Raw genomic sequence first — 23,301 nt, 5'->3', positions numbered from 1 at the left:
GCATCCGTGACCAAGACCGTACTCACCATCGACGACTCTCGCACCATGCGGGAGATGCTGAACCTGGCGCTCGCCCAGGCCGGCTACCGCGTCATCCAGGCCGTCGACGGCGTCGAGGGACTCGAAGTCCTCGAGGCGGAAGGCGCCGACGTGGTCATCACCGACATCAACATGCCCCGCCTGGACGGCTTCGGCGTGATCGAGGGCGTGCGCGCCAATCCGTCGCATCGGGCGACGCCGATCCTGGTGCTCACCACCGAGAGCGACGCGACGAAGAAGGACCGCGCCCGCAAGGCCGGCGCCACGGGCTGGATCGTCAAGCCGTTCAATCCCGAAAAGCTCATCGACGCCGTTCGCCGCGTCGCCGCCTAACGTTCGCCTGCTTCGGAGCACGCCGTGGATCCGCTCGAGAGTATCAAGGCCACCTTCTTCCAGGAGTGCGACGAGCTCCTGACCGACGCCGAGCAGGGCCTGCTCGCGATGGAGGCTGGCGACTACGACTCTGAGACCATCAACGCCGTGTTCCGCGCCGTGCATTCGGTGAAGGGCGGCGCCGGGGCCTTCGGCCTCGAGGACCTGATCCGGTTCGCCCACGTCTTCGAGACGGTGATGGACGAACTGCGGTCCGGGAACATGGTCTTCACCGACGAGGTCGCGAAGATCCTGCTGCGCGCCTCCGACGTGCTGGCCGACCACGTCCAGGCCGCGCGCACCGGCGGGGCCGTGGAGGAATCCCGCTCCGCCCCGATCCTGGCCGAACTGCAGTCCCTGATCGGCGATGTCGACATGGACGACGCGGACGGCGAACTCGACGGCGGCGAGATCGACTTCACGCCGCTGACGCTGACGATCGAGGAAGACCCCGTCGCCGAAGCGGCGCCGGAGGCCGAGGCCGAGCCCGCCGCGACGCCGAGCTGGACCATCATCTTCAAGCCCCGCTCGGAGATGTACGCCAAGGCCAACGAAGCCGGGCTCGTGCTGCGCGAACTGGCGCGGCTGGGCGCGGTGGAGGTCGAGCTCGACCAGTCCGAACTGCCGCCGCTGGACCAGCTGTCGGCCGAGCACGCCTATCTGTCCTGGACCATCCGCCTGCAGACCGACGCCGATGAGCAGGCGATCCGCGAGGTCTTCGAGTTCGTCGAGGACGACTGCGAACTCTCGATCACCTGCGACGGCGCCGAGGCGGCGGGCGCCGAGGGCGCCCTCGACTTGGCCGCAATCCTGGCCAAGGCCCAGGCGGCCCCGGCCGAACCCGAGCCTGAACCCGAACCCGAGGCGGAATCGCCGGAAGCCGTCGCCAAGGCGGCCGAAGCCGCGGCGGGCCTGGACGTCGCCGCCCTGATCGCCCGCGCGCAGGAAGCCGGCCCGGTCGTCGAGGCCGCCGCCCAGCAGCCCGCCGCCGCCCCGGCCCCGGCCAAGAAGGCGGCGCCTGCGGCGCCCGCCGCTCCCCCCGCCGCCGCCGCTTCGCCCGCCACCAGCGGCTCGCCGCCCCCGCAGGCCACGATCCGCGTGGACCTGGACCGGGTGGACCGGCTCATCAACGCCGTCGGCGAACTGGTCATTCAGCAGGCCATGCTGTCCCAGCGCGTGATCGAGAGCGGCCTGGCCCGCTCCTCGGCCGTCGCCCTCGGCCTGGAGGACCTGGAGCTCCTGACCCGGGAGATTCAGGACAGCGTCATGGCCATCCGCGCCCAGCCGGTGAAATCGGTGTTCCAGCGCATGCCGCGGCTGGTGCGCGAAGTCGCCGACATGACGGGCAAGCGCGCCCGTCTGGTGATGGAGGGCGAGAACACCGAAGTCGACAAGACCGTCATCGAGCGCCTGAGCGACCCGATCACGCACATGCTGCGCAACGCCATCGACCACGGGCTGGAAGGCCCCGATGAGCGCGCGGCCGCCGGCAAGCCGGCGGAAGGCACGGTCAAGCTCGCCGCCCTGCACCGCGGCGGACGGATCGTCATCGAGGTCAGCGACGACGGCAAGGGCATCAACCGCGAACGCGTCCGCGGCATCGCCATCGCCAAGGGCCTGATCGCCGAAGACGCCGTGCTGACCGACGACGAGGTCGACAACCTGATCTTCCTGCCGGGCTTCTCGACCGCCGAGACGGTGTCCGACATCTCCGGCCGCGGCGTCGGCATGGACGTGGTCAAACGGTCGATCCAGGCCCTGGGCGGCCGCATCGCCATCAGCTCCGAGCCCGGCAAAGGCTCGAAGTTCACCATGTCCCTGCCGCTGACCCTGGCGGTGCTGGACGGCATGGTGCTGTCGGCCTCGGAGCAGACCCTGGTGGCGCCGCTCAGCAACATCGTCGAGAGCCTGACCCCCCGCACCGAGGACGTTCACTACATCGGCGGCAAGGACGCGGTGATCCGCATCCGCGACAGCTTCGTGCCGCTGATCGACGTGGGCGTCTCCCTGGGCTTCCGCGATGCGCCGATCGACGCGGCCAGCGGGGTGGCGATCCTCGTGGAGAGCGAAGGCGGCGGCAAGGCCGCCCTCCTGGTCGAGGCGATCCAAGGTCAACGCCAGGTCGTCATCAAGAGCCTGGAGGCCAACTACCAACAGGTGGACGGCGTCGCCGCCGCCACCATCCTCGGCGATGGCCGCGTGGCGTTGATCCTCGACGTCGACGCCCTCGTCACCAACACCCGCCGCAAGTCGGCTCGTCCTGAAAAACGAATGGCTGCAGCATGAACGACCTCGTGAACCCCGGCGCCGGCGCCCGGCGCGAGCTCATCGCCTTCCGCATCGGCGATCAGGAATTCTGCGTCGACATCATGTCGGTGCGGGAGATCCGCGGATGGACCCCGGCCACCCCGCTGCCGCGCACCCCCTCCTTCGTGAAGGGCGTGATCAACCTGCGCGGCGCGGTCCTGCCGATCATCGACCTCGGCGCCCGCCTGGGCCTGACCACCTCCGAGCCGACGGCGCGCCATGTGATCATGGTGGTCAAGGTCGGCGAGCGGACCATGGGCCTGCTCGTGGACGCGGTGTCCGACATAATCAACCTGACGGACGATGCGGTCCAGCCGACGCCGGACGTGGCGTGCGACACCGTGCGGACCTTCGTGAAGGGCCTGTTCGCGATCGACGGGCGCATGATCAGCCTGATCTCGCTGGACAACGTCCTGCCTGAACTGGAAGCCGAAGCCGCATGACGACGTCGACGGCCGATCCTCATCACGGCGGGCCGCAGAACGGCCTCGTGGACGGCGAGTTCCTGCTGACCGCAGAGGACTTCCGGAAGATCGCGCACATCCTGCACTCCCATGCGGGCATCTCACTGCACGAAGGCAAGGCCGCGCTCGTCTACTCGCGGCTGGCCAAGCGCCTGCGCGCCCTGGGCATGCGCAGCTTCCGCGAATACTGCCGGCTGATCGACGGGGTCGACGGCGTCGACGAGCGCCAGGCGATGACCGCCGCGCTCACCACCAACGTCACCCGCTTCTTCCGCGAACCGCACCACTTCGACCACCTGCGCGACCAGATCATGCCGGAACTGGCGGCCCGGGCCCGCGCCGGCGGACGGGTGCGGCTGTGGTCGGCGGCGTGCTCGAACGGCCAGGAGCCCTACTCCATGGCCATCACCGTCCTGTCGGCCCTGCCGGAGGCGGCGGACCTGGACGTGCGCATCCTGGCCACCGACATCGACCCCAACATGGTCGCCGAGGGCAAGGCCGGCCTCTACCGCGAAGACGCGGTGGCTCCGATCCCGCTGGACCTGCGCCGGCGGTGGCTGGAGAAGGCGCCCGGCGGCGAAGGCCGCTGGTCGGTGGCGCCGGCCCTGCGCCAGCTCGTCAGCTTTCGTGAACTCAACCTCATCGGCGACTGGCCCATGCGCGGCCGGTTCGACGTCATCTTCTGCCGGAATGTTGTGATCTACTTCGACGAACCCACCCAGGAGCGGATCTGGCAACGCTTTGCGTCCGTCATGTCTCCGCCCGCCACCCTCTACATCGGCCACTCCGAACGGGTTGCGGGCCCGGCGGCGAGCCTGTTCGAGACCTCCGGTCTCACCACCTATCGGCTCAGGAGGGCATGATGACGGTCAAGGTCCTCATCGTCGACGACTCCGCCACCATGCGGAGCCTGATCGCCGCGACTCTGCGCCAGGATCCCGAGATCGAGGTGCTGGGCTTCGCCAACGATCCGCTGGAAGCCCGCGAGGCGATCAAGCGCCTGAACCCCGACGTCATCACCCTGGACGTCGAGATGCCGCGCATGAACGGCCTGGAGTTCCTGGAGAAGATCATGCGCCTGCGGCCGACGCCGGTGGTGATGGTCTCCACCCTCACCCAGGCCGGCGCCGAAACCACCCTTGCCGCCCTCGAACTGGGCGCGGTGGACTGCGTGGGCAAGCCCTCCGGCGGCGCCACGGCCGCCGAGGCGTTCGCCGATCTCGCCCAGAAGGTGAAGATGGCGGCCCGCTCGAACGTGCGGCCCTTCGCGGGACCGGCCAAGCCGCACGACGGCCACGCCGACTACAAGGCCGCCGCCGAGTGCATCCTGGCGATCGGCTCGTCGACCGGGGGCGTCGAAGCCCTCATGACGATCCTGTCCGCCTTCCCGAAGAACTGTCCGCCGACCGTCATCACCCAGCACATGCCTGCGGCGTTCACCAAGAGCTTCGCCGCCCGCCTGGACCGGGTGTGCGACGCCCACGTGGAGGAAGCCACCGACGGCGCTCGCCTGGCTCCGGGCCGGATCTATCTGGCGCCCGGCGGCGAGCACCACCTGGAGGTCGCCTCCAAGACCGCGCCGATCTGCCGCCTGCGCCAGGGCGACACCGTGAACGGGCACCGCCCGTCCGTGGACGTGCTGTTCGAGTCGGTGGCCGCGCTGGGCCGCCCCAGCGTCGGCGTCATCCTCACCGGCATGGGCCGCGACGGCGCCAAGGGTCTTCTGGCCATGCGCCAGAAAGGGGCGCGCACCCTGGGCCAGGACGAGGCGAGCTGCGTCGTCTACGGGATGCCCAAGGCCGCCTTCGAGATCGGCGCGGTGGAGACCCAAACGTCGCTGCCTCGCATGGCCGCGGCAATGCTAAACTTGTGTGCGGCGACAGAGCCGCAAAGGAGCGTCTGATGCCCGCCGCTTCCGCCATCAAAACCTTGATCGTCGACGATCAGCAGACCATGCGTTCGCTGGTCCGCACGAGCCTGCACGCCATCGGCGTGAACAACACACGCGAGGTGGCCGACGGCGAGGACGCCCTGCGCGCCCTCCTGGCCCAGCCGGCGCAGCTGGTGATCACCGACTTCAACATGCCCAAGCTGGACGGGCTCGGTCTCCTGCGCGCCATCCGCGCCCACGGGCCGATCTCGAAGACGGCGGTCATCATGCTGACGGGCCGCGCCGACCGCGACCTGGTGCAGCGGGCCGTGCAGTTCGGGGTCAACAACTACCTGGTGAAGCCGTTCACCACCCAGACCTTGAAGGAGAAGATCGAAGCGGTCTTCGGGCCGCTTACATGAAGGTCGAGAACATCTCCAACCGCCCCCACCATCGGGTTCACGTCGTGCAGGGGGAGCACTACGTCTCGGGTGATCCGGACACCTTGCTCACCACCATCCTGGGCAGCTGCGTGGCCGTCTGCATGACCGATCCCGTGCGCGGCGTCGGCGGCATGAACCACTTCCTGCTGCCCGAGGGCCGCACCGAGGGCGCCGACGCCGGCCGCCGCTACGGGGTGAACCTCATGGAACTGCTGATCAACGACCTGCTGCGGCTGGGCGCCAAGCGCGAGCGCCTGCAGGCCAAGCTCTTCGGCGGCGCACGCATGTTCGACGGCCTGTCGGACGTGGGCGCCTCCAACGCCGCCTTCGCCGAGAAGTTTCTGCGCGACGAAGGCATCGCCGTGGTCGGATCGAGCCTGGGGGGCATGGAGGCTCGCCGGGTGCAGTTCTGGCCGACCACCGGGCGGGCCCAGCAGAAGACCGTCACCGATCATGCCGATCTCGCCAGCCTTCGCCAGCGGCCCAAGCCCGCGCCGGCGCCGGCCGTCGACGATGGCGCCGTGGAGCTGTTCTGATGCAGGTCGCCGCCGCCGAAGCCCAGGAGAGCATGGTGCATTCTCCCGCATTGCTCACCGCCCTGGCGCGGGAAATGGACTTCGCCGGCGCGCTCTGCGGCCAGCTCGAGATGCTGGTCTCACGGCTGATCGAGGAGAGCGAGGGCGACAAGCAGCTGGTCATGAGCGAGGCCCAGACGGTCGACGCCCTGACCCAGCACCTGTCGGCCCTGGCCAGCTTCATTCGGGGTCTGCTCGAAGACGGCCTGATGACCGAGGGCGCCTACAAGCTGGGCGCCGGCCTGGAGCGAATTCCCCTCGCCTCTCTGGCCAATCGGATCGCCACCGAAGTCTACAAGGCGCCCATCGACGAGATGATCGCGGCCGAAGTGGCCGGCGAGTTGGACCTGTTCTGAGCCATGAGCAGCTTCGGCCTCCCTCCGGACATCCGGATGAACCTGGAGAGGTCGGTCGTCCTTCTTGTGGACGACAATCCCCAGGCGCTCGACCTGCTCGCTGCGATGTTCCGCGGGTTCGGGGTGCACAGGCAGGTCAAGTCGATGTCCGCCGCCGATGCGCAGAACATCGTCAAGACCCGAGAGCTGGACCTGATCATCATCGACACCGCCATGCCGGGGATGAGCGGCTATGACTTCGTGCGCTGGCTGCGGCGCGAGGCGCCGCCCGACGCGCGCTTCACCCCGGTGATCATGCTGACGGGCCACGCCGCCCGCGCGACGGTGGAGTCGAGCCGCGACTGCGGCGCGAACTTCATCCTGGCCAAGCCCTTCACGCCGGAGGTCCTGCTGCAGCGGATCTACTGGGTGGCCAAGGACGAACGCCAGATCGTCAGTTGCGACAGCTACGTCGGCCCGGACCGACGCTTCAAGAACATGGGCCCGCCGCTTGGCAAGAAGGGCCGGCGCAAGGACGACCTTTCCGGAAAGGTCGGCGTCGCCAAGGAGCCCAACATGGTCCAGGACGAGATCGACATGCTGATGAAGCCGACCCGGGTGAGCCTATGAGCGAAGCGCAGTTCATCAAGGTCCGCTACAAGCTGACCGACCAGATCGCCCGCGAAGGCGGCATGACCGCAGGGCTGGCGTCCGAGCGCGCCGCCCGCGAGCTTTCGGCCGAGGAGGAGAAGGCCCGCCAGGCGGTGCGCGTCACCATCGGCAAGCTCGAAACCCTGTGCCGCGAGAAGACTGCGAGCATGGACGCGGTCTACGACCTCTCCACCGAGGTGCTGGACGTGGCCGGCCTCTATGACGACCGTCCGCTGTCGGAAGCCGCCTACGCCCTTTGCGAACTGTCGGACCGCCTGCGCACCCAGGGCCGCGTCGACTGGTCCTCGGTCAACGTCTGCACCGAGGCGATGAAGGTGATCTGGAGCACGGTGGGCCCGACGAACGGCCAGCTCCAGTCGGTGCTCGAAGGCCTGTGGGCCCTCGTCGACTACGTGAAGATGCCCGAAAAGGAAGAGCCGGAAGCCTGAAGGCTCCCGGCTCCGCCGACCTAGCGCTCGTTCGAGAAGATCACCGTGCCGGAGGCGGCGAACATGCCGCCGACGCCATGGGCGACGCTGATCTTGGCGCCTTCGATCTGGGCGGGGGCGATCCCGCGCATCTGACGCACGCTCTCCTGCAGGGCGTACATGCCGTACATGCCCGAGTGCATGTAGCTGAGCCCGCCGCCGTTGGTGTTCAGCGGCAGCTTGCCGCCGCCTTTTCCGTCCTTCGGGGGGGCGGTGTTCCGCTCACGGATGAAGTCCTTGGCCTCGCCCGGCTTGCAGAAGCCGAGGTCCTCCAGGCCATAGAGCGGCAGGTGGGCGAAGGCGTCGTAGATCATCAGGTGATCGACGTCCGAGTGCGTGATCCCGGCCTCCTCGAAGGCCTTCTTGCCCGAGACGCGGAACGCCTTGGAGGAGGTGAAGTCCTCCATCTGGCTGACCATCGGGGTTTCCACGCTTTCCCCGGTGCCCAGGATGTAGACCGGCTTCTGCGGGAAGTCCTTGGCCCGCTCGGCGCTGGTCAGGATCAGGGCTCCGCCGCCGTCGGTGACGAGGCAGCACATCAGCATCCGGAACGGCCAGGCGATCATCGGCGAGTTCAAGACGTCGTCGACGCTGATCGGGTCCTTGAACGAGGCCCGCGGATTCTTGGCCGCCCATTCCCGCTGGATGACCGAGACCATCGCCAGGTCCTCCTCGGTCACCCCGTAGGTCTTCATGTAGCGAAGCACCGGGATGGTGAACATGGTGGGGGGCGAGGTGACGCCGAAGGGCATCTCGAACTGACCCATCAGGCTGGACGGCGAACGGCCGAAACCGCCGGCGCCCACCCGCGAGCGGCCGGATTCGCCGTGGGTGATCAGCACGGTCTTGCACAGGCCCTCGTTGATGGCCGCGGCCGCGTGGCGCACGTGCAGCATGAACGAGCAGCCGCCGACGCTGGTGCCGTCGGCATAGGTGGGGGTGATCCCCAGGTAGTGGGCGAGCTCGACGGGGCTGATCCCCGCGGTGGCCACCCCGTCGATGTCCGAGGGCTTCAGGCCCGCGTCCTTCATGGCGTTGAGCGCGGCGTCCGCGTGGAGGCCGATCACGGACACGTCCGGGATCTTGCCCATCTTGCTGGTTTCGGCGGCGCCGACGACGGCGACAGACTTCTGCTTCATCGGATCAGCCCTTCGCCGGCTCGAACAGGGGCAGCGAAATCTCTTCGCTTTCCTTCTGAAAGACGACCTGCACGTCCATATCGAGTTGCAGGGCCTCCGGCGTCTGGGGACAGCCGACGATGTTGGTCATCATGCGCGGGCCTTCGGCCAGCTCGACCACCGCGATCGAATGCGGCTCGGTCCCCATGTCGGGACGCGGACGGTGGTTGATGACATAGCTGTAGAGCTTGCCCTTGCCGCTGGCGGCGTAGACCTCGACCTCGCGGCCGCCGCACTTGGGGCAGAAGGCGCGCGGCGGAAAATAGCTGTGCTTGCACTCGGTGCAGCGTTGCAGGCGAAGCTCGCCTGACTTGCAGCCCTCCCAGAAATGCCGGGTCTCCGGCGTGGGCTCAGGCAACATCCTTGGCATCAGATCCCATCCCTCAATGAAAATGTCTTGGGCTCGTCTCCCGGCGTGAATGCGCCGGGCGGCGCAGGAAAGACGACCTGCGCGCGCTTGTCGATCCTACACCGGCGCCCCGGCGACCTGTCGCCGCTCGGTGGACGCGCGCAGCTCCTCCCAGATCGCCGCCTCCAGGCGGCGGGCGGCCTCGCCCGGCGCGGCCTCCAGTGCGGCGTGCAGCTCGATCAGGGCGGCCCGAAGCACGGCGTTGGAGGCTTCAAGGGCGCAGATGCGCAGGTCCTGCTCCTGGGACGCCGACAGGTCCCAAAGCCGCTCCCCGAGTTCGCCCTCTCCGAGCGCCCCGGGGGCCTCGGCCAGGAGGGCGCGGATCATGGCGTTCTCCTCCACCAGCCGCGCGGCGGCCCGGTCCCATTCCTGGGCGGCGATGGACAGGAGCATGGAGGAGAGCCCCAGGGCTGAGGCCCGGTCGGCGGGGTCCACGTCCGGCATGGCGTTCCTGGCGACGAGGGCCGCCAGCTCGTGCAGGACATCGGGGATCTTGGGGGTCATAGCCGTCCCATCACCTGAAGCGTCGCCCGGTCCTGAGCGTTCTGCAGCGCCCAGGAGGGGTAGACCATGATCGGCTCGCGGTTGCCGCCGTCGATGAAGGCCCGGGCGCTGGACACCCAGATCGCCTGGCCCTTCACGCAGTTGAAGAGCTCCCACCAGTGCAGATCGGCGGGATCGGCCTTCAAGCCGCTCGCGGCCTCCCAAGCGGCGACCGCGTCCTCCCGGGGCAGCAGCCCCCCGGGAACGCCGCGGCCGAACGACCAGACCGGATTGAAGCTCCAGCCGAGGTCCTCCAGCGGATCGCCCAGGTGCGCCATTTCCCAGTCGAGCACGCCATGGATCTGGCCCTTGTCGTCATAGAGGAAGTTGCCGGTGCGATAGTCGCCGTGGACCACCGAGATCTTCTGCGCCGGGCGCGGGGGATTTGCGCGAAGCCAGCGGATCGCCGCGCGGATGATCGGCAGCGGGGCGGCCTCGTCCTCGTCGAGCACGCCCTCCCAATAGTCGAGTTCGCGCCGCCAGCAGGCGTCGGGCGCCACGGACGTCATCACCTGGTCGAGCCCGAGGTCGGCCGGATCGGCCTTGGCGATGTCGCCGAGGATGGTCCACTTGCGCCGGCCCAGTTGCGCTAGGGTCGAGACATAGGGCTCGGCGAACAGGAGGCCAGGACCCGCCTGGAAGCCGCAAATCTCCTCGGCGATGAAGAACGGATGGTCGAGAGCGTCGCTGGCTTCCTCCAGCCAAAGCATCTGCGGCACAGGCACCGAGGAGCCGTGGAAGGCGCGGTAGGCCTCGAACTCGATCCGACGTTCGGTGTCGATCAGGCTGGCCGGGGGGTCGCGCCGCAGGATCAGGCGGCGCTCGTTCGTCCGGCCGCCGGCGTCGGTCCACAGGAGCCGGAAGCGGAAGGTCTGGCGCGAGGCTCCGCCGGAGATGCGCGCCAGGCTGTCGACGGCGACGTCGCGGGCCCCGTCCAGGCGCTCGGCGATGTAGGCGGCGAGCCGCCCTTCGAGGGATGAACTCACTTGGGCCCTGCTATTGGATGGTGAAACGGATCGGCAGCGTCTTCGGCCCGTTGACGAAGGTCGCCTGCGACATCTTCGGCTCGCCGGCGAGTTCCAGCGTCTTCAGCCGCGGAATCAGCTCTTCCCAGAGGATGCGCATTTCCATGCGGGCCAGGTGCTGGCCCAGGCAAAGGTGCGCTCCGTAGCCGAAGGCGAGCTGCTTGTTGGGCTTGCGGTCGACGCGGAACTCGTCGGGGTCTTCGAAGACGCTCTCGTCGCGATTGCCCGAGGCGTAGCAGAGCATCATCCAGTCGTTCTTCGCGAGTTTGCGGCCTTCGAACTCGGTGTCCTCGGCGACTGTGCGCATGAAGGTCTTCACCGGTGTCGTCCAGCGGATCGACTCTTCTACGAGGCCGGGGATCAGCGAGGGATCGGCCTGGAGCTTGGCGAGTTCGCCCGGACGCTCGGCCAGGGCCCAGAGCGCGCCGCCGGTGGAGGAGGACGTGGTGTCGTGGCCCGCCGTGGCGACGATGATGTAGTAGCTCATCGCCTCCAGCTCGCTGATCGGCTGGCCGTCGACCTGGCTGTTGGCGATCACCGAGGCGAGGTCGCCCCGCGGGTTGGCCCTCCGGTCGGCGGAGAGCCGGGAGAAGTAGGCGTAGAAGTCGGCGATCACCCCCTGGCTGAGCGCGGCCATGGGATCGGGGGGCGGCGCGTCCTTGCGCGAGAGCTCGGGGTCGGCGGCGCCGAACAGCTCCTGGGTCAGGGTCAGCATGCGCGGCTCGTCCTCCTCGGGCACGCCGAGGATCTCCATGACCACATGCAGGGGATAGTGCAGCGCCACCTGCCTGACGAAGTCGCACTCGCCGCCGGTCGCCAGCATCTTGTCGACCGACGTGCGGGCGATCTGGCGGATGCGGTCCTCGAGGCCGCGCAGGTTCTGCGGCATGAACCAGGCCTGGGTCATGGCCCGGTACTTGGGATGGTCCGGCGCGTCCATGTGGATCAGGGTGCGCAACAGGTGCGGGCTGCCGCCCATGGCCGCGCGCACCTTGGCGTCGACGTCCGCGCTCACGAGCGTCGGCGAGCGTGCGCCCGACAGGAACAGACCGTTCTGGCGGCTGATCTCCAGGATGTCGGCATGCCGCGTGACGACCCAGAAGGGGTCGAACCCGTCCGGCTCGGCGACGCTGAGCGGGGCGTTGGCGCGCAGCCAGCGATAGCTGTCGTGGATCCGCGCGTCGGCGTAGGCCGCCGGATCGACGAGGTTTGCGGCGATCTCGCCCGGAATCCTGGTGTCGCTGAGCGTCATGCGCCTCAGGCCGCCCAGCCGACGGAACACGACAACCTCACCTTACGGCAGGATTGACCTGACCCAACGTCAGCGAAGGAGACCTCTCCCTTGAGTTCTTATCATTGATCACCTGAATAGCGCCGCCGCCGCTGCGGTCGCAATACCGACATCGGACGCTCGATAAGATCGCCGCACACAGGGAGGACGCCAGGGATGCTGACCAAGGCCGACGATTATCCGATCCACCAGACGCCGGAGCCTATCGCCTACGCAGGCACGGACCGGAATTTCTACGATCGGTACTTCTTCAACGGCTACGCGCCGGACGGTTCGGAATTTTTCGCCATCGCCTTCGGGGTCTACCCCCACCTCAACGTCGCCGACGCGCATTTCTCGGTGGTCCGGGACGGCGTGCAGTACTGCCTGCACGCCTCGCGCCTCCTCAACATGGAGCGCATGGACCTGGCTTGCGGGCCGATCTCCATCCAGGTGCTGGAGCCCCTGCAGAAGCTGAAGGTGGTGGTGGCGCCCACCGAAGGGCTCGCCGCCGAGCTGGTGTTCGAGGGTCGAACCTTCCCGATCGAGGAGCCGCGCTTCATGCGCCGGATCGGCCCCCGCGCCTTCATGGACTACACCCGCCTGACCCAGAACGTGCGCGTCTCCGGCTGGATCGAGATCGACGGGGTCCGCCGCATCGTCGCCGACGGATCGGTAGGCACCCGGGACCGCTCCTGGGGCATCCGCCCGGTGGGCACGCCCGACCCGCAGCCGGTGGCGCCCGCCACGCTCACCGGCTTCTTCTGGCAGTGGTGCCCGCTGAACTTCGCCGACCGCAGCGTCTATTTCCACGTCAACGCCGACCCTGACGGCGAGCCCTGGAACACCCGCGCCGTGATCGCCCGCGACGGCGACGGTCCCGAGGGCTTCTATGAGACCGAGGCGGCGAAGATGGAGGACGTGGAGCTGATCGCGGGAACCCGGCACGCCCGCACCGGCACGCTCAACATACCCCTCAAGCAGGGCCAGGCCTCGGTGACCTTCGAGCCGTTCATGACCTTCTTCATGCGCGGCATCGGCTACGGCCATCCCAACTGGCGCCACGGCGGCTGGAAGGGCGAGCTGGTGGTGGAGCGCGAGGACATCGAGCTGGCCTCGGTCAACGCCGCGTCGCCGGAGAACTGGCACATCCAGGCGCTCTCGCGCGTGACGCTCAGCGTGCCGGGCGAAGCGCCGATGAAGGGCATGGGGGTGTTCGAACAGCTCATCGCCGGGCCCTATCGGCCCTATGCGCTGGGCTGATCCCCGCCGGGCCGGCAGACGGCCCGGAATCCCGCCGCCGCATAGGCGATCATCCGCGGCCCCACCGCCGCAATGTCGTCGGACCGGCAGATCCCGCCCGACAGGGTGTCGATCCGTCCGGTCTCGGCGAGGGTGAGCGTCAGGGAGCCCGAGAGCATGTGGTAGGACCAGAACAGGTCCTCCTCCCGGGCTTCCGGCAGGGCGCGGCGCACCACCTTGATCAGGCGGTGGATCACTGGGTCGAAGTAGCGGGTCATCGTCTCGCCGCCCCAGAGGGGCGTGTTGTTGACCACGCCGATCAGGGCGAAATAGGCGCGCCAGCCGGGGCCGGCGTTGGCGCAGCGGTCCAGCACGGGATTGAGGAAGGCGGCCACCGCCCCTTCCACCGTCACCGCATCCCCGGCCTCGGCCTCGTAGCGGTCCAGCGCCTCCATGCGGTCCTTGTTGAGCACCTCGGCACGGCGCAGGAAGACCGCGTCGAACAGCCCCTTCTTGGAGTCGAAGTAGTAGTGCAGCAGAGCGGTGTCGACGCGGGCCTTGCGCGCGACGGCCCGCAGCGTCACCCCATCCATGCCGTGCCGGGAGAACTCGCCCTCGGCGACGTCGAGGATGCGCTCGCGCGTGGCCTGGCTCTTCTCGGCGCGGGTCCTGCCGCTGCGCCGGGGCGCTGGGGTCTCGGCCCGCGCTGCGCTCGTCATCGATCAGGCCTCCGCCACAACGGTCCGGGCGCGAGCGGCGCCCGCGCCGTTCATGCCGCCTCTCCTTATGGCCCCGCAAAGTCCAGGGAAACAACGCGATAGATCGGCGGCTCATTTGTTCATCATCTGATGAACGATTGACAAGGCCCCAGCGGCGGCGCGCAATTCCTGCACACGGGGAGGACCGCCATGCCGCAGGGAATCGAGCGCCGCTGGACCAGCGCCGACGGGCTCACGCTGTTCGCGCGCGACTATCACGGAGCCGCAGGCCCAGCGCGACTGCCGGTGATCTGCATCCACGGCCTGACCCGCAACTCCCGCGACTTCGAGGTGGTCGCGCCGCGCATCGCCGGCCTCGGCCGCCGGGTCCTGGCCATTGACGTGAGAGGACGCGGGCGCTCGGAGCGCGACCCCAATGCGATGAACTATAACCCGGCCGTCTACGCGGGCGACGTGATCGCCCTGATGACCCAGGCGGGCGTCGCCCGGGCGATCTTCGTCGGCACTTCCATGGGCGGGCTGATCACCATGACCCTGGCGGCCATGCGCGCCGACCTGATCGGCGGCGCGGTGCTGAACGACGTAGGCCCCGAGGTCGGGCAGGCGGGGCTGGCGCGCATCGCCGGCTATGTCGGCGGCCCCTTCCGGGCGGCCGACTGGAACGAGGCGGAGGCCTACTGCCGGCGCACCAACGGCGAGGCCCTGCCCCATCTGACCGACGCCCAATGGGAGGCGATGGCGCAACGCACCTTCCGCCGCGAGCCGGACGGCCGGTTGGCGCCCGACTACGACCCGGCAATCTCCCAGGTCTTCCGGACCGCGCCGGCCGGCGCCCCGCCGGCCCCCGCGCCGGACCTCTGGCCCCTGTTCGCGGCGATGACCGCCGGGCGGCCCACCCTGCTGGTCCGCGGGGCGGCCTCCGACATCCTCGAGGCGGCTACCGCCGAGCGCATGGCCGCCGCGGCCCCCCACCTGCAGCGCCTCGACGTCCCGGGTGTCGGCCACGCCCCCCTCCTGGAGGAGCCGCAGGCCGAGGCCGCGATCGCGGCCTTCCTCGCCGCGGCGCCCTGAACCCCAAGTTGCGGACACCTGTTGCACGCGCGCATCGGTCGCCGACAACCGCACCCTGAAATTCACTCAACGCAGAATGAATAATTGACGCCGAAAGGGTGCGGTCGCACCGTCCGGCCAAACGTGATCGTCGCCCACCTGGGCGGCTGGGAGGATTCGTCATGGGAATCAGTTGGAAGCTGGCGCTCGCCGCCAGCGGGGCTTGGTCCGTCATGGCCGGCGCGGCCGCGGCTCAGACTGCGGCGCCGACCGTCGAAGAACTGGTCGTCACCGCCCGCCGGACCGAAGAGAATCTGCAGACCACGCCGGTGGCCATCTCGGCCTTCTCCGGCGAGAGCCTGTCTCGCGCGGGGGCGACGAGCGTCACCGACCTGCAGGGGGCGGTGCCGAACCTGAACCTCGTCCAGGGCCGCGGCTCCTCCAACGCCACCAACATCTATATCCGCGGCGTCGGCCAGCCCGACGCCCTGCAGACCTTCGACCCGGCGGTCGGCGTCTACATCGACGACGTCTACATCAGCCGCATCCGCGGCACCCAGTTCGACCTTCTTGACCTGGCGCGGGTGGAAGTGCTGCGCGGCCCGCAGGGCACGCTCTACGGCAAGAACACCGTGGGCGGCGCGTTGAAGCTGGTGACCCGCGCGCCCGACCAACAGGTGCGTTCGCAGGCGTCGGTCTCGGCCGGCGACTACGGGTTCTTCGAGGCCAAGGCCTCCCTGTCCGGTCCGGTGAGCGACACCCTGGCCCTCGGCCTGTCGGCGATGGGCTCGGCCCGCGACGGCTTCGTTGAAGACCCGGTGCTGAACAAGACCTACAACGACAAGAACACCGTCTCGGCCCGCGCGGCCCTGGCCTGGACGCCCAGCGACCGCCTGCGCCTGGATGCGGCGGCGGACTACACCCGCGACAACTCGGGCCTGACCGTCGGCCAGCCGACCAGCACCCTGACCTCGGCTTTCGGCGCGGTGCTGCTGCCCCTGCCCGCCACACCGCCCGAGTACGACTTCAAGACCACGACCACCCCAGGCCTGCCGAACGAGACCCGCTTCGAGCACTGGGGCGCCCACGCCACCTTCACCTATGACCTCACCGACGCCCTGACGCTGAAGTCGATCACCGCCTACCGGCAGCTCTCCAGCGACGACTACATCGACATCGACGCCAGCCAGGTGCAGCTCGGCGACGTGCTGGTGGCGGTGAACCAGGACCAGACCAGCCAGGAGTTCCAGCTCGCCTACGAGCAGGGCCCCTGGAACGTCGTCGGCGGCCTCTACTATCTGCGCGAGAACGTGGGCTCCCACCAGGAAGCCTACGCCGACGCCTTCGTCGCGCCGTTCAGCTTCCTGCGCACCATCGGCGACAACCTGACCACCAAGAGCTGGGCGGCCTACGCCAACGCCAGCTACGCGCTGACCGAGAAGCTGCGGCTGTCGGCCGGCATCCGCTATACGGAGGAAGAGAAGGACTACTTCCGCACCACCTCCACCTTCTCCAACCTCGCGGCCCTGAACGGGACCTTCACCTTCGCCGCCGACGAGACCTGGGACGACGTCTCGCCGATGGTCTCGGTGGACTATCAGGCTACGGACGACCTGTTCTTCTATGCGCGCGTGTCCAAGGGCTTCAAGTCGGGCGGCTTCAACGGTCGGGCCAACAATCCCGGCGAAGAGCAGCCCTACGATCCCGAGACCGTCGTCTCCTACGAAGCCGGCCTGAAGAGCCAGCTCTTCGACCGCCGCGCGCGCGCGAACTTCACGGTCTTCTACAACGACTACCAGGACTTCCAGGCCCGGGTCGGCCGCGCCGTGGTCTCCCCTACCCAGCCGATTCCCTCGATCGACTTCGCCGTGCTCAACGCCGGCCAGTTGGAGATCTACGGCGCCGAGCTGGAACTGGCGGCCAATCCGATCCAGGGGCTCAGCCTGAATGCGGAGATCGGCTACCTGCACGCCGAGTACGGCGAGTTCGTCGAGCAGCGCGCCGCCACCCCGCCCGCCACCGGCTTCGTCGGCCTGGACCGCGCCTGGCAGACGCCCGCCTTCTCGCCGGAATGGACGGGCCGCTTCGCCGGGGCCTACGAGTTCGTGCTCGGCGACGCCGGGTACCTGACCCTGGGCGCCCAGGCCCGCTATCGCTCGGAGATGGCGCTGGCCGTCGACAACGCCAACCTCGCCACCCGCGCCCGCTTCCCGGGCATGTGGCAGGACGACTACTGGCTCTACGACGCCCAGGCGGTCTGGGAGCGCCCCGACCGCAAGCTCTCGGTGGGCCTCTATGGCAAGAACCTGGCGGACGAGGTCTACAAGACCGACGCCCAGGAGTTCTCCTCGGTGGGCGGCATCCGCACGGCCTACTACGGCGCCCCGCGCACCTGGTTCGTCACGGTGACGATGAAGTACTAGGAGGCCGGCGCGCGCCCCGGGCTTGCGCGGGGCGCGCGCCGCCGTCACATTTCAGGCTTTGAACTGATCGGGGCGCCAAGCGCCCGCTATTGAAAGCTTGATCCATTGACGATTTCCGCTTCCGCGGCGCTCGAAGCGGCGCGACCTGACCCCCTCGTCTCCGTCGACGCCCTGATCGAAGGCCTCGCCAGCGTCGGCTATATCGCCTCCCGCCGCATCGCCACCGCGCTCTACATGGCCGTCAATCTGCAGAAGCCGATCCTGGTGGAAGGCTCGGCGGGCGTCGGCAAGACCGAACTGGCGCTCTCCACCGCCGCCCTGCTCGGGCTGCCGCTGATCCGCATGCAGTGCTACGAGGGACTCGACGAGTCCAAGGCGCTGTACGAGTGGAAGTACGGCAAGCAGCTCCTCTACACCCAGATCCTCAAGGACCGCATGGGCGAAGCCCTGGCCGACGCGTCGACCATGGACGAGGCCATGGAGCGCCTGCACGGCATGGGCGACCTGTTCTTCTCCGAGCCGTTCCTCGAACCGCGCCCGCTGATGAAGGCCCTGCGCGAGGACGGCGGCTGCGTGCTGCTGATCGACGAGATCGACAAGTCCGACGAGGCGTTCGAGGCGTTCCTGCTGGAAGTGCTTTCGGCCTATCAGGTCTCCATTCCCGAGATCGGCTCGATCAAGGCCAAGACGCCGCCGCTGGTGTTCCTGACCTCCAACAACGTTCGCGACCTGGGCGACGCCCTGAAACGGCGCTGCCTGCACCTGCACATTCCGCTGCCGGAAGCCTCGCTCGAGGAGAAGATCGTCGCCAGCCGGGTGCCCGGCATCGAGGCGACCCTCACCCGGGAACTGGTCGCCTTCGTCCAGTCGCTCCGCACGCTCGACCTGCGCAAGTCGCCCTCGATCTCCGAGACGGTGGACTGGGCGCGCGCGCTGATCCTGCTGCACGCCGACTCGCTCCAGCCGGAGCTGGTGCGCGACACCCTGAACGTGATCTTGAAGTTCGAGCAGGACATCGCCGCGGTGGAGCCGCAGATCGTCGAACTGATCCGCAAGCCCCTGGCCTGAGGCGGTCATGCAGCGGACGATGGAGGACTTCTTCCGCGCCCTTCGGGCGGCGGACGTGCGCGTCTCTCCCGCCGAGGCCATCGACGCGCACCTGGCGGTCGCGGCGGTGGGCTACGGCGAGCGCGAGCTGTTGCGCGACGCGCTGTGCGCCACCCTCGCCAAGTCGGCCGACGAGGTGGTGCGGTTCGAAAGCGCCTTCGATTCCTTCTTCGCCCGCTCGGCCTTCGAGCTGCCTCCACCGCCGCCCCAGGGGGGCGAGGCCGAGGGCGGCTCGCCCGATGAGGCGCAGTCCAGCGAGGCCGCCGCCGAGGCCCAGCAGTCGCCCCTGGCGCAGATGCTGCTGAATGGCGACGCGGCGGGCCTGTCCCAGGCGATGGAGGAGGCCGCGCAGCGGGCCGGCGTGTCGGAGATCCGCCTCAGCACCCAGCGCAGCCGCATGACCCGGCGCCTGCTCGACGAAATGGGCCTGGCCGAGATCGAGCGTATCCTGGCCGCCGCCCGCCGCCTGCCTGAGGGGGAGGGCCTGGCCGACCGCCTGGACGCCGGCCGCCGCGCCCTGGTCGCCGAGGCCCAGCGCTATGTCGAGCGCCAGCACGACCTCTACGCCGCCGGCTCCGGCAAGGCGCTGCGGGAAGAACTCCTGGCCCGCAAGGCGCTCAACGCCGAGGGCGGGGTCGATCCCGTCGACCTGGCGATGATGCAGGCCCTGGTGCGGCGCATGGCCAAGCGCCTGGCCGACCGCTACAGCCGCCGCCGCAATCGCGCCCTCAAGGGCCACATGGACGTGCGCAAAACCCTGCGGAAGAGCATGGCGCACGGGGGCGTACCGTTCGAGATCGCCTGGAAGACCAAGAAGATCGACAAGCCCAAGATCGTCGCCATCTGCGACGTTTCGAAGTCGGTGGCGGCCGCCGCGCAGTTCCTCCTGACCTTCCTTTATTCGCTGAACGAGGTGGTGGACCGCCTCGACGCCTTCGCCTTCTCCGGGCGGCTGATCTCGGTGAACGAGGTGCTGGACGACCATGGCGTCGAAGGGGCGATCCTCAACGTCCTGACCAAGATCGGCTTCCAGCAGACCGACTACGGCCGGGCCCTGGCCGACTTTTGCGAAAACCACCTGGACAGCCTGGACCGGCACACCACGGTCATCTTCCTGGGGGACGGGCGGTCGAACTACGCCGATCCGCGCCTGGACCTGATGAAGTCCATCCACGACCGCTCGCGGGCGGTCATCTGGCTGAACCCGGAGCCGGAGAGCTACTGGAGCCAGGGGGACTCGGTGATGCACCGCTATGAGCGGTTCTGCCACGTGGCCAAGACCTGCAACACCCTGGCCCAACTGGAGCGGATCATCGAGGACGTGCTGCGCACCTACGTGCCGCACTGAGCCGCCGTCGGTTCAGCCGCGTCCCGGCGACAGCAGACCCTGGAAGAAGGGCCGCACATAGAGGCTCTGGGCTTCCGCGCGCTCGACCTCGGGCGCCCAGTGGCGCAGCTCGGACCCGGCGTTGATCATCGCCGTCACCGCCTGGGCCGCGATGTTGACGTCCACCGGGCGCAGGGAGCCATCGGCGATGCCGTCGCTGATCATGGCCGCGAAACGTTCGGAGATGCGGTCGAACCTAGCCAGCAGCGCCGGCTGCAGGGTCTCGGGCACCGAGGTCAGGGCTGAGGTGCGCAGCAGCGGCGCGCGGCCGGAGAGCTGGTATTCCACCAGCAACGTTGACAGGGAGACCAGCGCCTGCAGGCCGCTCTCCGACGCCGCCTGCGCCGCTCGGATCGCCCGGTTCATCACCTGGAACGTCCGCTCGAAGCAGGCCGCCACCAGATCGTCCTTGGTCTGGTTGTGATGATAGAAGGCGCCCTTGGTCACGTTCAGCCGCGCCGAGATCTTCTCCACCGAGGCGCCGATATAGCCCTCCTCGTTGATCAGTTCGGTGGCCGCCCGGAGGAACTGCTCGGCGGGATCGTCGCCGGCGGCCGGGTCGTCGAGCGCCTCCGGGGCCAGGCGGGTCTCCGGCCAGGGGGCGCCGGGCGCGGCGAGGCCGTCCGCCACCACGCTCAGCAGCCGCTCGGCCGCGCGGCGATAGTCCTCGGGCTCGCGCCGGGGCAGCCAGGCTGCGGTCCAGAGGATCTCGGCCAGCAGCAGGTGGGTGCGCGCATTGCGTTCCGGCCGTGAAAGAGCCAGCGTCGGCCGTCCGTCGAACAGGCCGCGCATTGCGCGGAACATGTCCACGTAGGCTTCGTCCACCGCCGCCCGCCGCAGGGCCCGAACGTCGTTGAACACGGCCAGGGGTTCGGCCTCGCCAAGCGCCGCCCGGCGTTGGAAATCGACATAGGCGTGGATGAAGCCGCCCAGCCGCTCGCGGGGCGATTCGGCCGCAGCGCCCTCGGCGATGAAGCCGTTGAACAGCTCGACGCCGCGAAGGAAGCAGGCCGCCGCCAGTTCCTCCTTGTTGCGGAAGTAGTAGATGACGCCGGTCGGCACGAGGTCGAGCCGCGCAGCCACCTCGCCCAGAGTCATGCCCCGCACGCCCTTGCGGTTCAGCACCTCCACGGCGGAGGCGATGATGGCGGTCTGCCTCTCGGCGTACCGCCGGGTCGGCGAGCGGCTGGCTGCAGCGTCGCTCCCCATGTCGCCTAGGCCTGCTTCAACTGGGACGCGTCGATCGGCAGCCGCCGGATGCGCTTGCCGGTGGCCGCGAAGATCGCGTTGCACAGCGCCGGCACGACGGGCGGCAGCGCCGGCTCCCCTAAACCCGTGGGCGGATAGTCGGTGGTCAGGAAATGCACGTCCACCGGCGGGGCGGCGTCGATGCGGATGAGCGGAAAGTCGTCGTAGTTGCCCTGGACGACCGCGCCGCGCTCTATGGTGATCTCCTGGCCGAGGGCCTCCGACAGGCCGTCGATCACCGATCCCTGGACCTGATTGATCGCGCCGAACGGGTTGATGATCTGCCGGCCCACGTCGGCGCCCACCCACACCTTTTCGACCTTCACCGCGCCCTCGGCGTCGACCCTGGCCTGCACCACCTCGGCGAAATAGCCGAGGTGGCTGAAGTGGAAGGCCACGCCCATGCCGGTTCCCTTGGGCAGGGAAGTCTTGCCCCAGCCGGACTTTTCGGCGACCAGCCTGAGCACCCCGGCCATGCGCTGGGCGTTGTAGCCGCCGCGGCCGGACTCGCCGACCTCGCCCTTGTCGCCCAGCAAGCGCAGGCGGAAGGCGACGGGGTCCGCGCCCGCGGCGTGGGCCAGCTCGTCGATGAACGACTGCACGACGAAGGCGATCGCATTGCTGCCGGGCGCCCGCAGCGGGCCGGTGGGAATCCCCAGCGGCATGGTCGATACGTCCAGGCGATAGTTAGGTGTGAAGCGGGCCGGGAACTCGGTGGGGCTCATGCCGGCGCTGCGGGCGAACTCGGCGCCTTCGCCGAAGCTGACGAAGTGGTCCCGCCAGGCCGTCACCGCGCCAGAGGCGTCGACGCCGCCCTCCAGCCGATGGAACCCGGCGGGCCGATAGAAGCCGTGGCGGGTGTCGTCCTCCCGCGTCCAGATCAGCTGCACCGGCGCGCCCGCCTGGCGTGCGATCCAGGCGGCCTCGACCATGTAGTCGTTGGCCAGTCGGCGGCCGAAGCCGCCGCCGCAACGGATCATGTGGATGGTGATGTCGCCCGGCGCCACGCCCAGGGTCTTGGCCACCAGCTGGCGGCCCGGCTCGGGGTTCTGGGTCGGCGCCCAGATCTCGACCTTGCCGTCCTTGACCTCGACCGTGCAGTTCTGCGGCTCGAGTGTGGCGTGGTGGATGAACGGATAGAAGTAGTCCGCCCGGACGGTCTTGGCGGCCGCCTTGAGCGCCCCTTCGACGTCGCCGTCGGCGCGCAGGGTGCGCTGGGGCGGCGCGGCCGTCAGCTCGGCGGCGCGCCTGGCGATGCTCTCGGTGGACTGCGCCGAGGTGGGATGATCCGTCCACTGAATATTCAGCCTGTCGCGCGCCTTGCGGGCGGCCCACCAACTGTCGGCCACCACGGCGACGCCCGGCAGCAGGCCCGACAGATCATCGCCCCCTTCGACGATGAAGGCGTCCTTGACCCCCTTCACCGCCTTGGCCGCGGCGAGATCGGCGCTGGCCACCTTGGCGCCGAAGACCGGCGCCTTTTCATAGGTGGCGAACAGCATCCCCGGCCGGCGCACGTCGATCCCGAACAGCGGCTCGCCCGTGACGATGGCCCGGGTGTCGTACTGCGGCGTCGGCTTGCCGATGATGCGATAGGCCTTCGGGTCCTTGAGCGGCACGGTCTTCAGGTCCGGCGGCGCCAGCTTGGCCGCCTTGGCGGCCAGCGCGCCATAGTCCGCGCGGCGGCCGGAGGCCTTGTGCACCACCACGCCCGGCTCGGTCGCGCAGTCGGCGGCGGCCACGCCCCAGTCGGCGGCCGCGGCGGCCACCAGCATGGCGCGCCCGGCCGCGCCCACCTGACGCAGCTGGTCATAGTGCAGCGGCGTGGCCATGCTGCCGCCGGCGAACTGGCGGCCGTAGGTGTCCGGATCGTTCAGCGCCTGCTCGATGCGCACGTTCTTCCAGTCGACGTCGAGTTCCTCGGCGATCAGCATCGGCAGCATGGTGCGCACGCCCTGGCCGATCTCCGGGTTCTTCGAGACGATCGTCACAAGGCCGTCGGCGCCGATGCGCACATAGGCGTTCAGCGGCGCGAGTTCCTCGGCCGCGACCCCGCGTCCGGCCAGGCTGAAGCTCAGCATCAGGCCGCCGGCGGCCGCGCCGGTCTTCAGGAACGTGCGTCGCGAGGGGGCGTTCGTCATCACCTGCCGGCCCAT

General features: G+C 69.1%; 23 protein-coding genes. 15 read left to right on the top strand and 8 right to left on the bottom strand.

Annotation, left to right across the window (positions count from 1 at the left end):
- Positions 1-6: 6 nt before the first annotated feature.
- The 10 genes from ACK4YQ_RS05920 to ACK4YQ_RS05875 are packed head-to-tail and all read left to right on the top strand — an operon-like array spanning position 7 to position 7,505.
- Positions 7-372 (top strand): response regulator, encoded by a 366-nt coding sequence (locus ACK4YQ_RS05920; protein WP_409609239.1) that lies wholly within the window; start codon positions 7-9, stop codon positions 370-372.
- A gap of 24 nt (positions 373-396) precedes the next feature.
- Positions 397-2,697 (top strand): chemotaxis protein CheA, encoded by a 2,301-nt coding sequence (locus ACK4YQ_RS05915; protein ID WP_409609237.1) that lies wholly within the window; start codon positions 397-399, stop codon positions 2,695-2,697.
- The gene (locus ACK4YQ_RS05910) at positions 2,694-3,161 is read left to right on the top strand and encodes a chemotaxis protein CheW (protein WP_409609235.1); all 468 of its coding nucleotides are present in this window, start codon (positions 2,694-2,696) and stop codon (positions 3,159-3,161) included. The genes ACK4YQ_RS05915 and ACK4YQ_RS05910 overlap by 4 nt, the downstream gene beginning before the upstream one ends.
- Positions 3,158-4,045: a CheR family methyltransferase gene (locus ACK4YQ_RS05905; protein WP_409609233.1), complete on the top strand. Its 888-nt coding sequence runs from the start codon at positions 3,158-3,160 to the stop codon at positions 4,043-4,045. Before ACK4YQ_RS05910 ends, ACK4YQ_RS05905 begins: the two co-directional genes overlap by 4 nt.
- A complete protein-coding gene (locus ACK4YQ_RS05900) occupies positions 4,042-5,085 on the top strand; it encodes a chemotaxis response regulator protein-glutamate methylesterase (RefSeq protein ID WP_409609231.1) in 1,044 nt (347 codons plus the stop codon). Before ACK4YQ_RS05905 ends, ACK4YQ_RS05900 begins: the two co-directional genes overlap by 4 nt.
- Complete coding sequence (locus ACK4YQ_RS05895; RefSeq protein WP_409609229.1) at positions 5,085-5,474, top strand: response regulator; 390 nt, start codon at positions 5,085-5,087, stop codon at positions 5,472-5,474. Before ACK4YQ_RS05900 ends, ACK4YQ_RS05895 begins: the two co-directional genes overlap by 1 nt.
- On the top strand, positions 5,471-6,031 hold the full coding sequence (locus ACK4YQ_RS05890; RefSeq protein ID WP_409609227.1) for a chemotaxis protein CheD: 561 nt from the start codon (positions 5,471-5,473) through the stop codon (positions 6,029-6,031). The genes ACK4YQ_RS05895 and ACK4YQ_RS05890 overlap by 4 nt, the downstream gene beginning before the upstream one ends.
- On the top strand, positions 6,031-6,426 hold the full coding sequence (locus ACK4YQ_RS05885) for a hypothetical protein (RefSeq protein ID WP_409609225.1): 396 nt from the start codon (positions 6,031-6,033) through the stop codon (positions 6,424-6,426). The genes ACK4YQ_RS05890 and ACK4YQ_RS05885 overlap by 1 nt, the downstream gene beginning before the upstream one ends.
- Before the next feature lie 36 nt (positions 6,427-6,462).
- Entirely contained in the window at positions 6,463-7,035 is a 573-nt protein-coding gene (locus ACK4YQ_RS05880; RefSeq protein WP_409609223.1) for a response regulator, read from the top strand.
- On the top strand, positions 7,032-7,505 hold the full coding sequence (locus ACK4YQ_RS05875; protein WP_409609221.1) for a hypothetical protein: 474 nt from the start codon (positions 7,032-7,034) through the stop codon (positions 7,503-7,505). Before ACK4YQ_RS05880 ends, ACK4YQ_RS05875 begins: the two co-directional genes overlap by 4 nt.
- A 20-nt stretch (positions 7,506-7,525) precedes the next feature.
- On the opposite strand, the gene ACK4YQ_RS05870 is transcribed toward ACK4YQ_RS05875, so the two are convergent.
- From ACK4YQ_RS05870 to ACK4YQ_RS05850, 5 genes are all read right to left on the bottom strand, one after another.
- Positions 7,526-8,683, bottom strand: a complete 1,158-nt coding sequence (locus ACK4YQ_RS05870; RefSeq protein WP_409609219.1) for a thiolase C-terminal domain-containing protein — start codon at positions 8,681-8,683, stop codon at positions 7,526-7,528.
- A 4-nt stretch (positions 8,684-8,687) separates the two neighbouring features.
- Positions 8,688-9,092, bottom strand: coding sequence for a Zn-ribbon domain-containing OB-fold protein (locus ACK4YQ_RS05865; RefSeq protein WP_409609217.1), 405 nt, complete (start codon positions 9,090-9,092; stop codon positions 8,688-8,690).
- Positions 9,093-9,188: 96 nt separating this feature from the next.
- Positions 9,189-9,635, bottom strand: a complete 447-nt coding sequence (locus ACK4YQ_RS05860) for a hypothetical protein (RefSeq protein WP_409609215.1) — start codon at positions 9,633-9,635, stop codon at positions 9,189-9,191.
- Positions 9,632-10,660, bottom strand: coding sequence for a phosphotransferase family protein (locus tag ACK4YQ_RS05855; RefSeq protein WP_409609213.1), 1,029 nt, complete (start codon positions 10,658-10,660; stop codon positions 9,632-9,634). The genes ACK4YQ_RS05860 and ACK4YQ_RS05855 overlap by 4 nt, the downstream gene beginning before the upstream one ends.
- Positions 10,661-10,670: 10 nt before the next feature.
- Complete coding sequence (locus ACK4YQ_RS05850) at positions 10,671-11,981, bottom strand: cytochrome P450 (protein WP_409609211.1); 1,311 nt, start codon at positions 11,979-11,981, stop codon at positions 10,671-10,673.
- Between the two features lie 165 nt (positions 11,982-12,146).
- On the opposite strand from ACK4YQ_RS05850, the gene ACK4YQ_RS05845 reads away from it, so the two are divergent.
- Positions 12,147-13,232, top strand: coding sequence for a hypothetical protein (locus tag ACK4YQ_RS05845; RefSeq protein ID WP_409609209.1), 1,086 nt, complete (start codon positions 12,147-12,149; stop codon positions 13,230-13,232).
- Here ACK4YQ_RS05845 and ACK4YQ_RS05840 read toward each other — a convergent pair.
- On the bottom strand, positions 13,217-13,930 hold the full coding sequence (locus tag ACK4YQ_RS05840; protein ID WP_409609207.1) for a TetR/AcrR family transcriptional regulator: 714 nt from the start codon (positions 13,928-13,930) through the stop codon (positions 13,217-13,219). The genes ACK4YQ_RS05845 and ACK4YQ_RS05840 overlap by 16 nt on opposite strands.
- Before the next feature lie 189 nt (positions 13,931-14,119).
- Between ACK4YQ_RS05840 and ACK4YQ_RS05835 the strand changes: the two genes are divergently transcribed.
- The 4 genes from ACK4YQ_RS05835 to ACK4YQ_RS05820 all read left to right on the top strand — a co-directional run bounded on the left by ACK4YQ_RS05835 (position 14,120) and on the right by ACK4YQ_RS05820 (position 19,858).
- Positions 14,120-15,001, top strand: a complete 882-nt coding sequence (locus ACK4YQ_RS05835) for an alpha/beta fold hydrolase (RefSeq protein ID WP_409609205.1) — start codon at positions 14,120-14,122, stop codon at positions 14,999-15,001.
- A gap of 161 nt (positions 15,002-15,162) precedes the next feature.
- Positions 15,163-17,403 carry a TonB-dependent receptor gene (locus tag ACK4YQ_RS05830; RefSeq protein WP_409609204.1) on the top strand — a complete coding sequence of 747 codons (2,241 nt, stop codon included), beginning with the start codon at positions 15,163-15,165 and terminating at the stop codon, positions 17,401-17,403.
- Between the two features lie 105 nt (positions 17,404-17,508).
- Positions 17,509-18,471 (top strand): AAA family ATPase, encoded by a 963-nt coding sequence (locus ACK4YQ_RS05825; RefSeq protein WP_409609203.1) that lies wholly within the window; start codon positions 17,509-17,511, stop codon positions 18,469-18,471.
- A gap of 7 nt (positions 18,472-18,478) precedes the next feature.
- Positions 18,479-19,858 carry a VWA domain-containing protein gene (locus ACK4YQ_RS05820; protein ID WP_409609201.1) on the top strand — a complete coding sequence of 460 codons (1,380 nt, stop codon included), beginning with the start codon at positions 18,479-18,481 and terminating at the stop codon, positions 19,856-19,858.
- A gap of 12 nt (positions 19,859-19,870) precedes the next feature.
- Here the strand turns inward: ACK4YQ_RS05820 and ACK4YQ_RS05815 are convergent, their stop codons facing one another.
- Complete coding sequence (locus ACK4YQ_RS05815) at positions 19,871-21,106, bottom strand: TetR/AcrR family transcriptional regulator (protein WP_409609199.1); 1,236 nt, start codon at positions 21,104-21,106, stop codon at positions 19,871-19,873.
- Positions 21,107-21,111: 5 nt separating this feature from the next.
- Positions 21,112-23,301, bottom strand: coding sequence for a molybdopterin cofactor-binding domain-containing protein (locus ACK4YQ_RS05810; RefSeq protein WP_409609197.1), 2,190 nt, complete (start codon positions 23,299-23,301; stop codon positions 21,112-21,114).

The organism is Phenylobacterium sp., assembly GCF_046291545.1.
In the GTDB taxonomy this organism is placed as follows: Bacteria; Pseudomonadota; Alphaproteobacteria; order Caulobacterales; family Caulobacteraceae; genus Phenylobacterium.
This window is presented reverse-complemented; position numbering and strand designations above follow the sequence as displayed.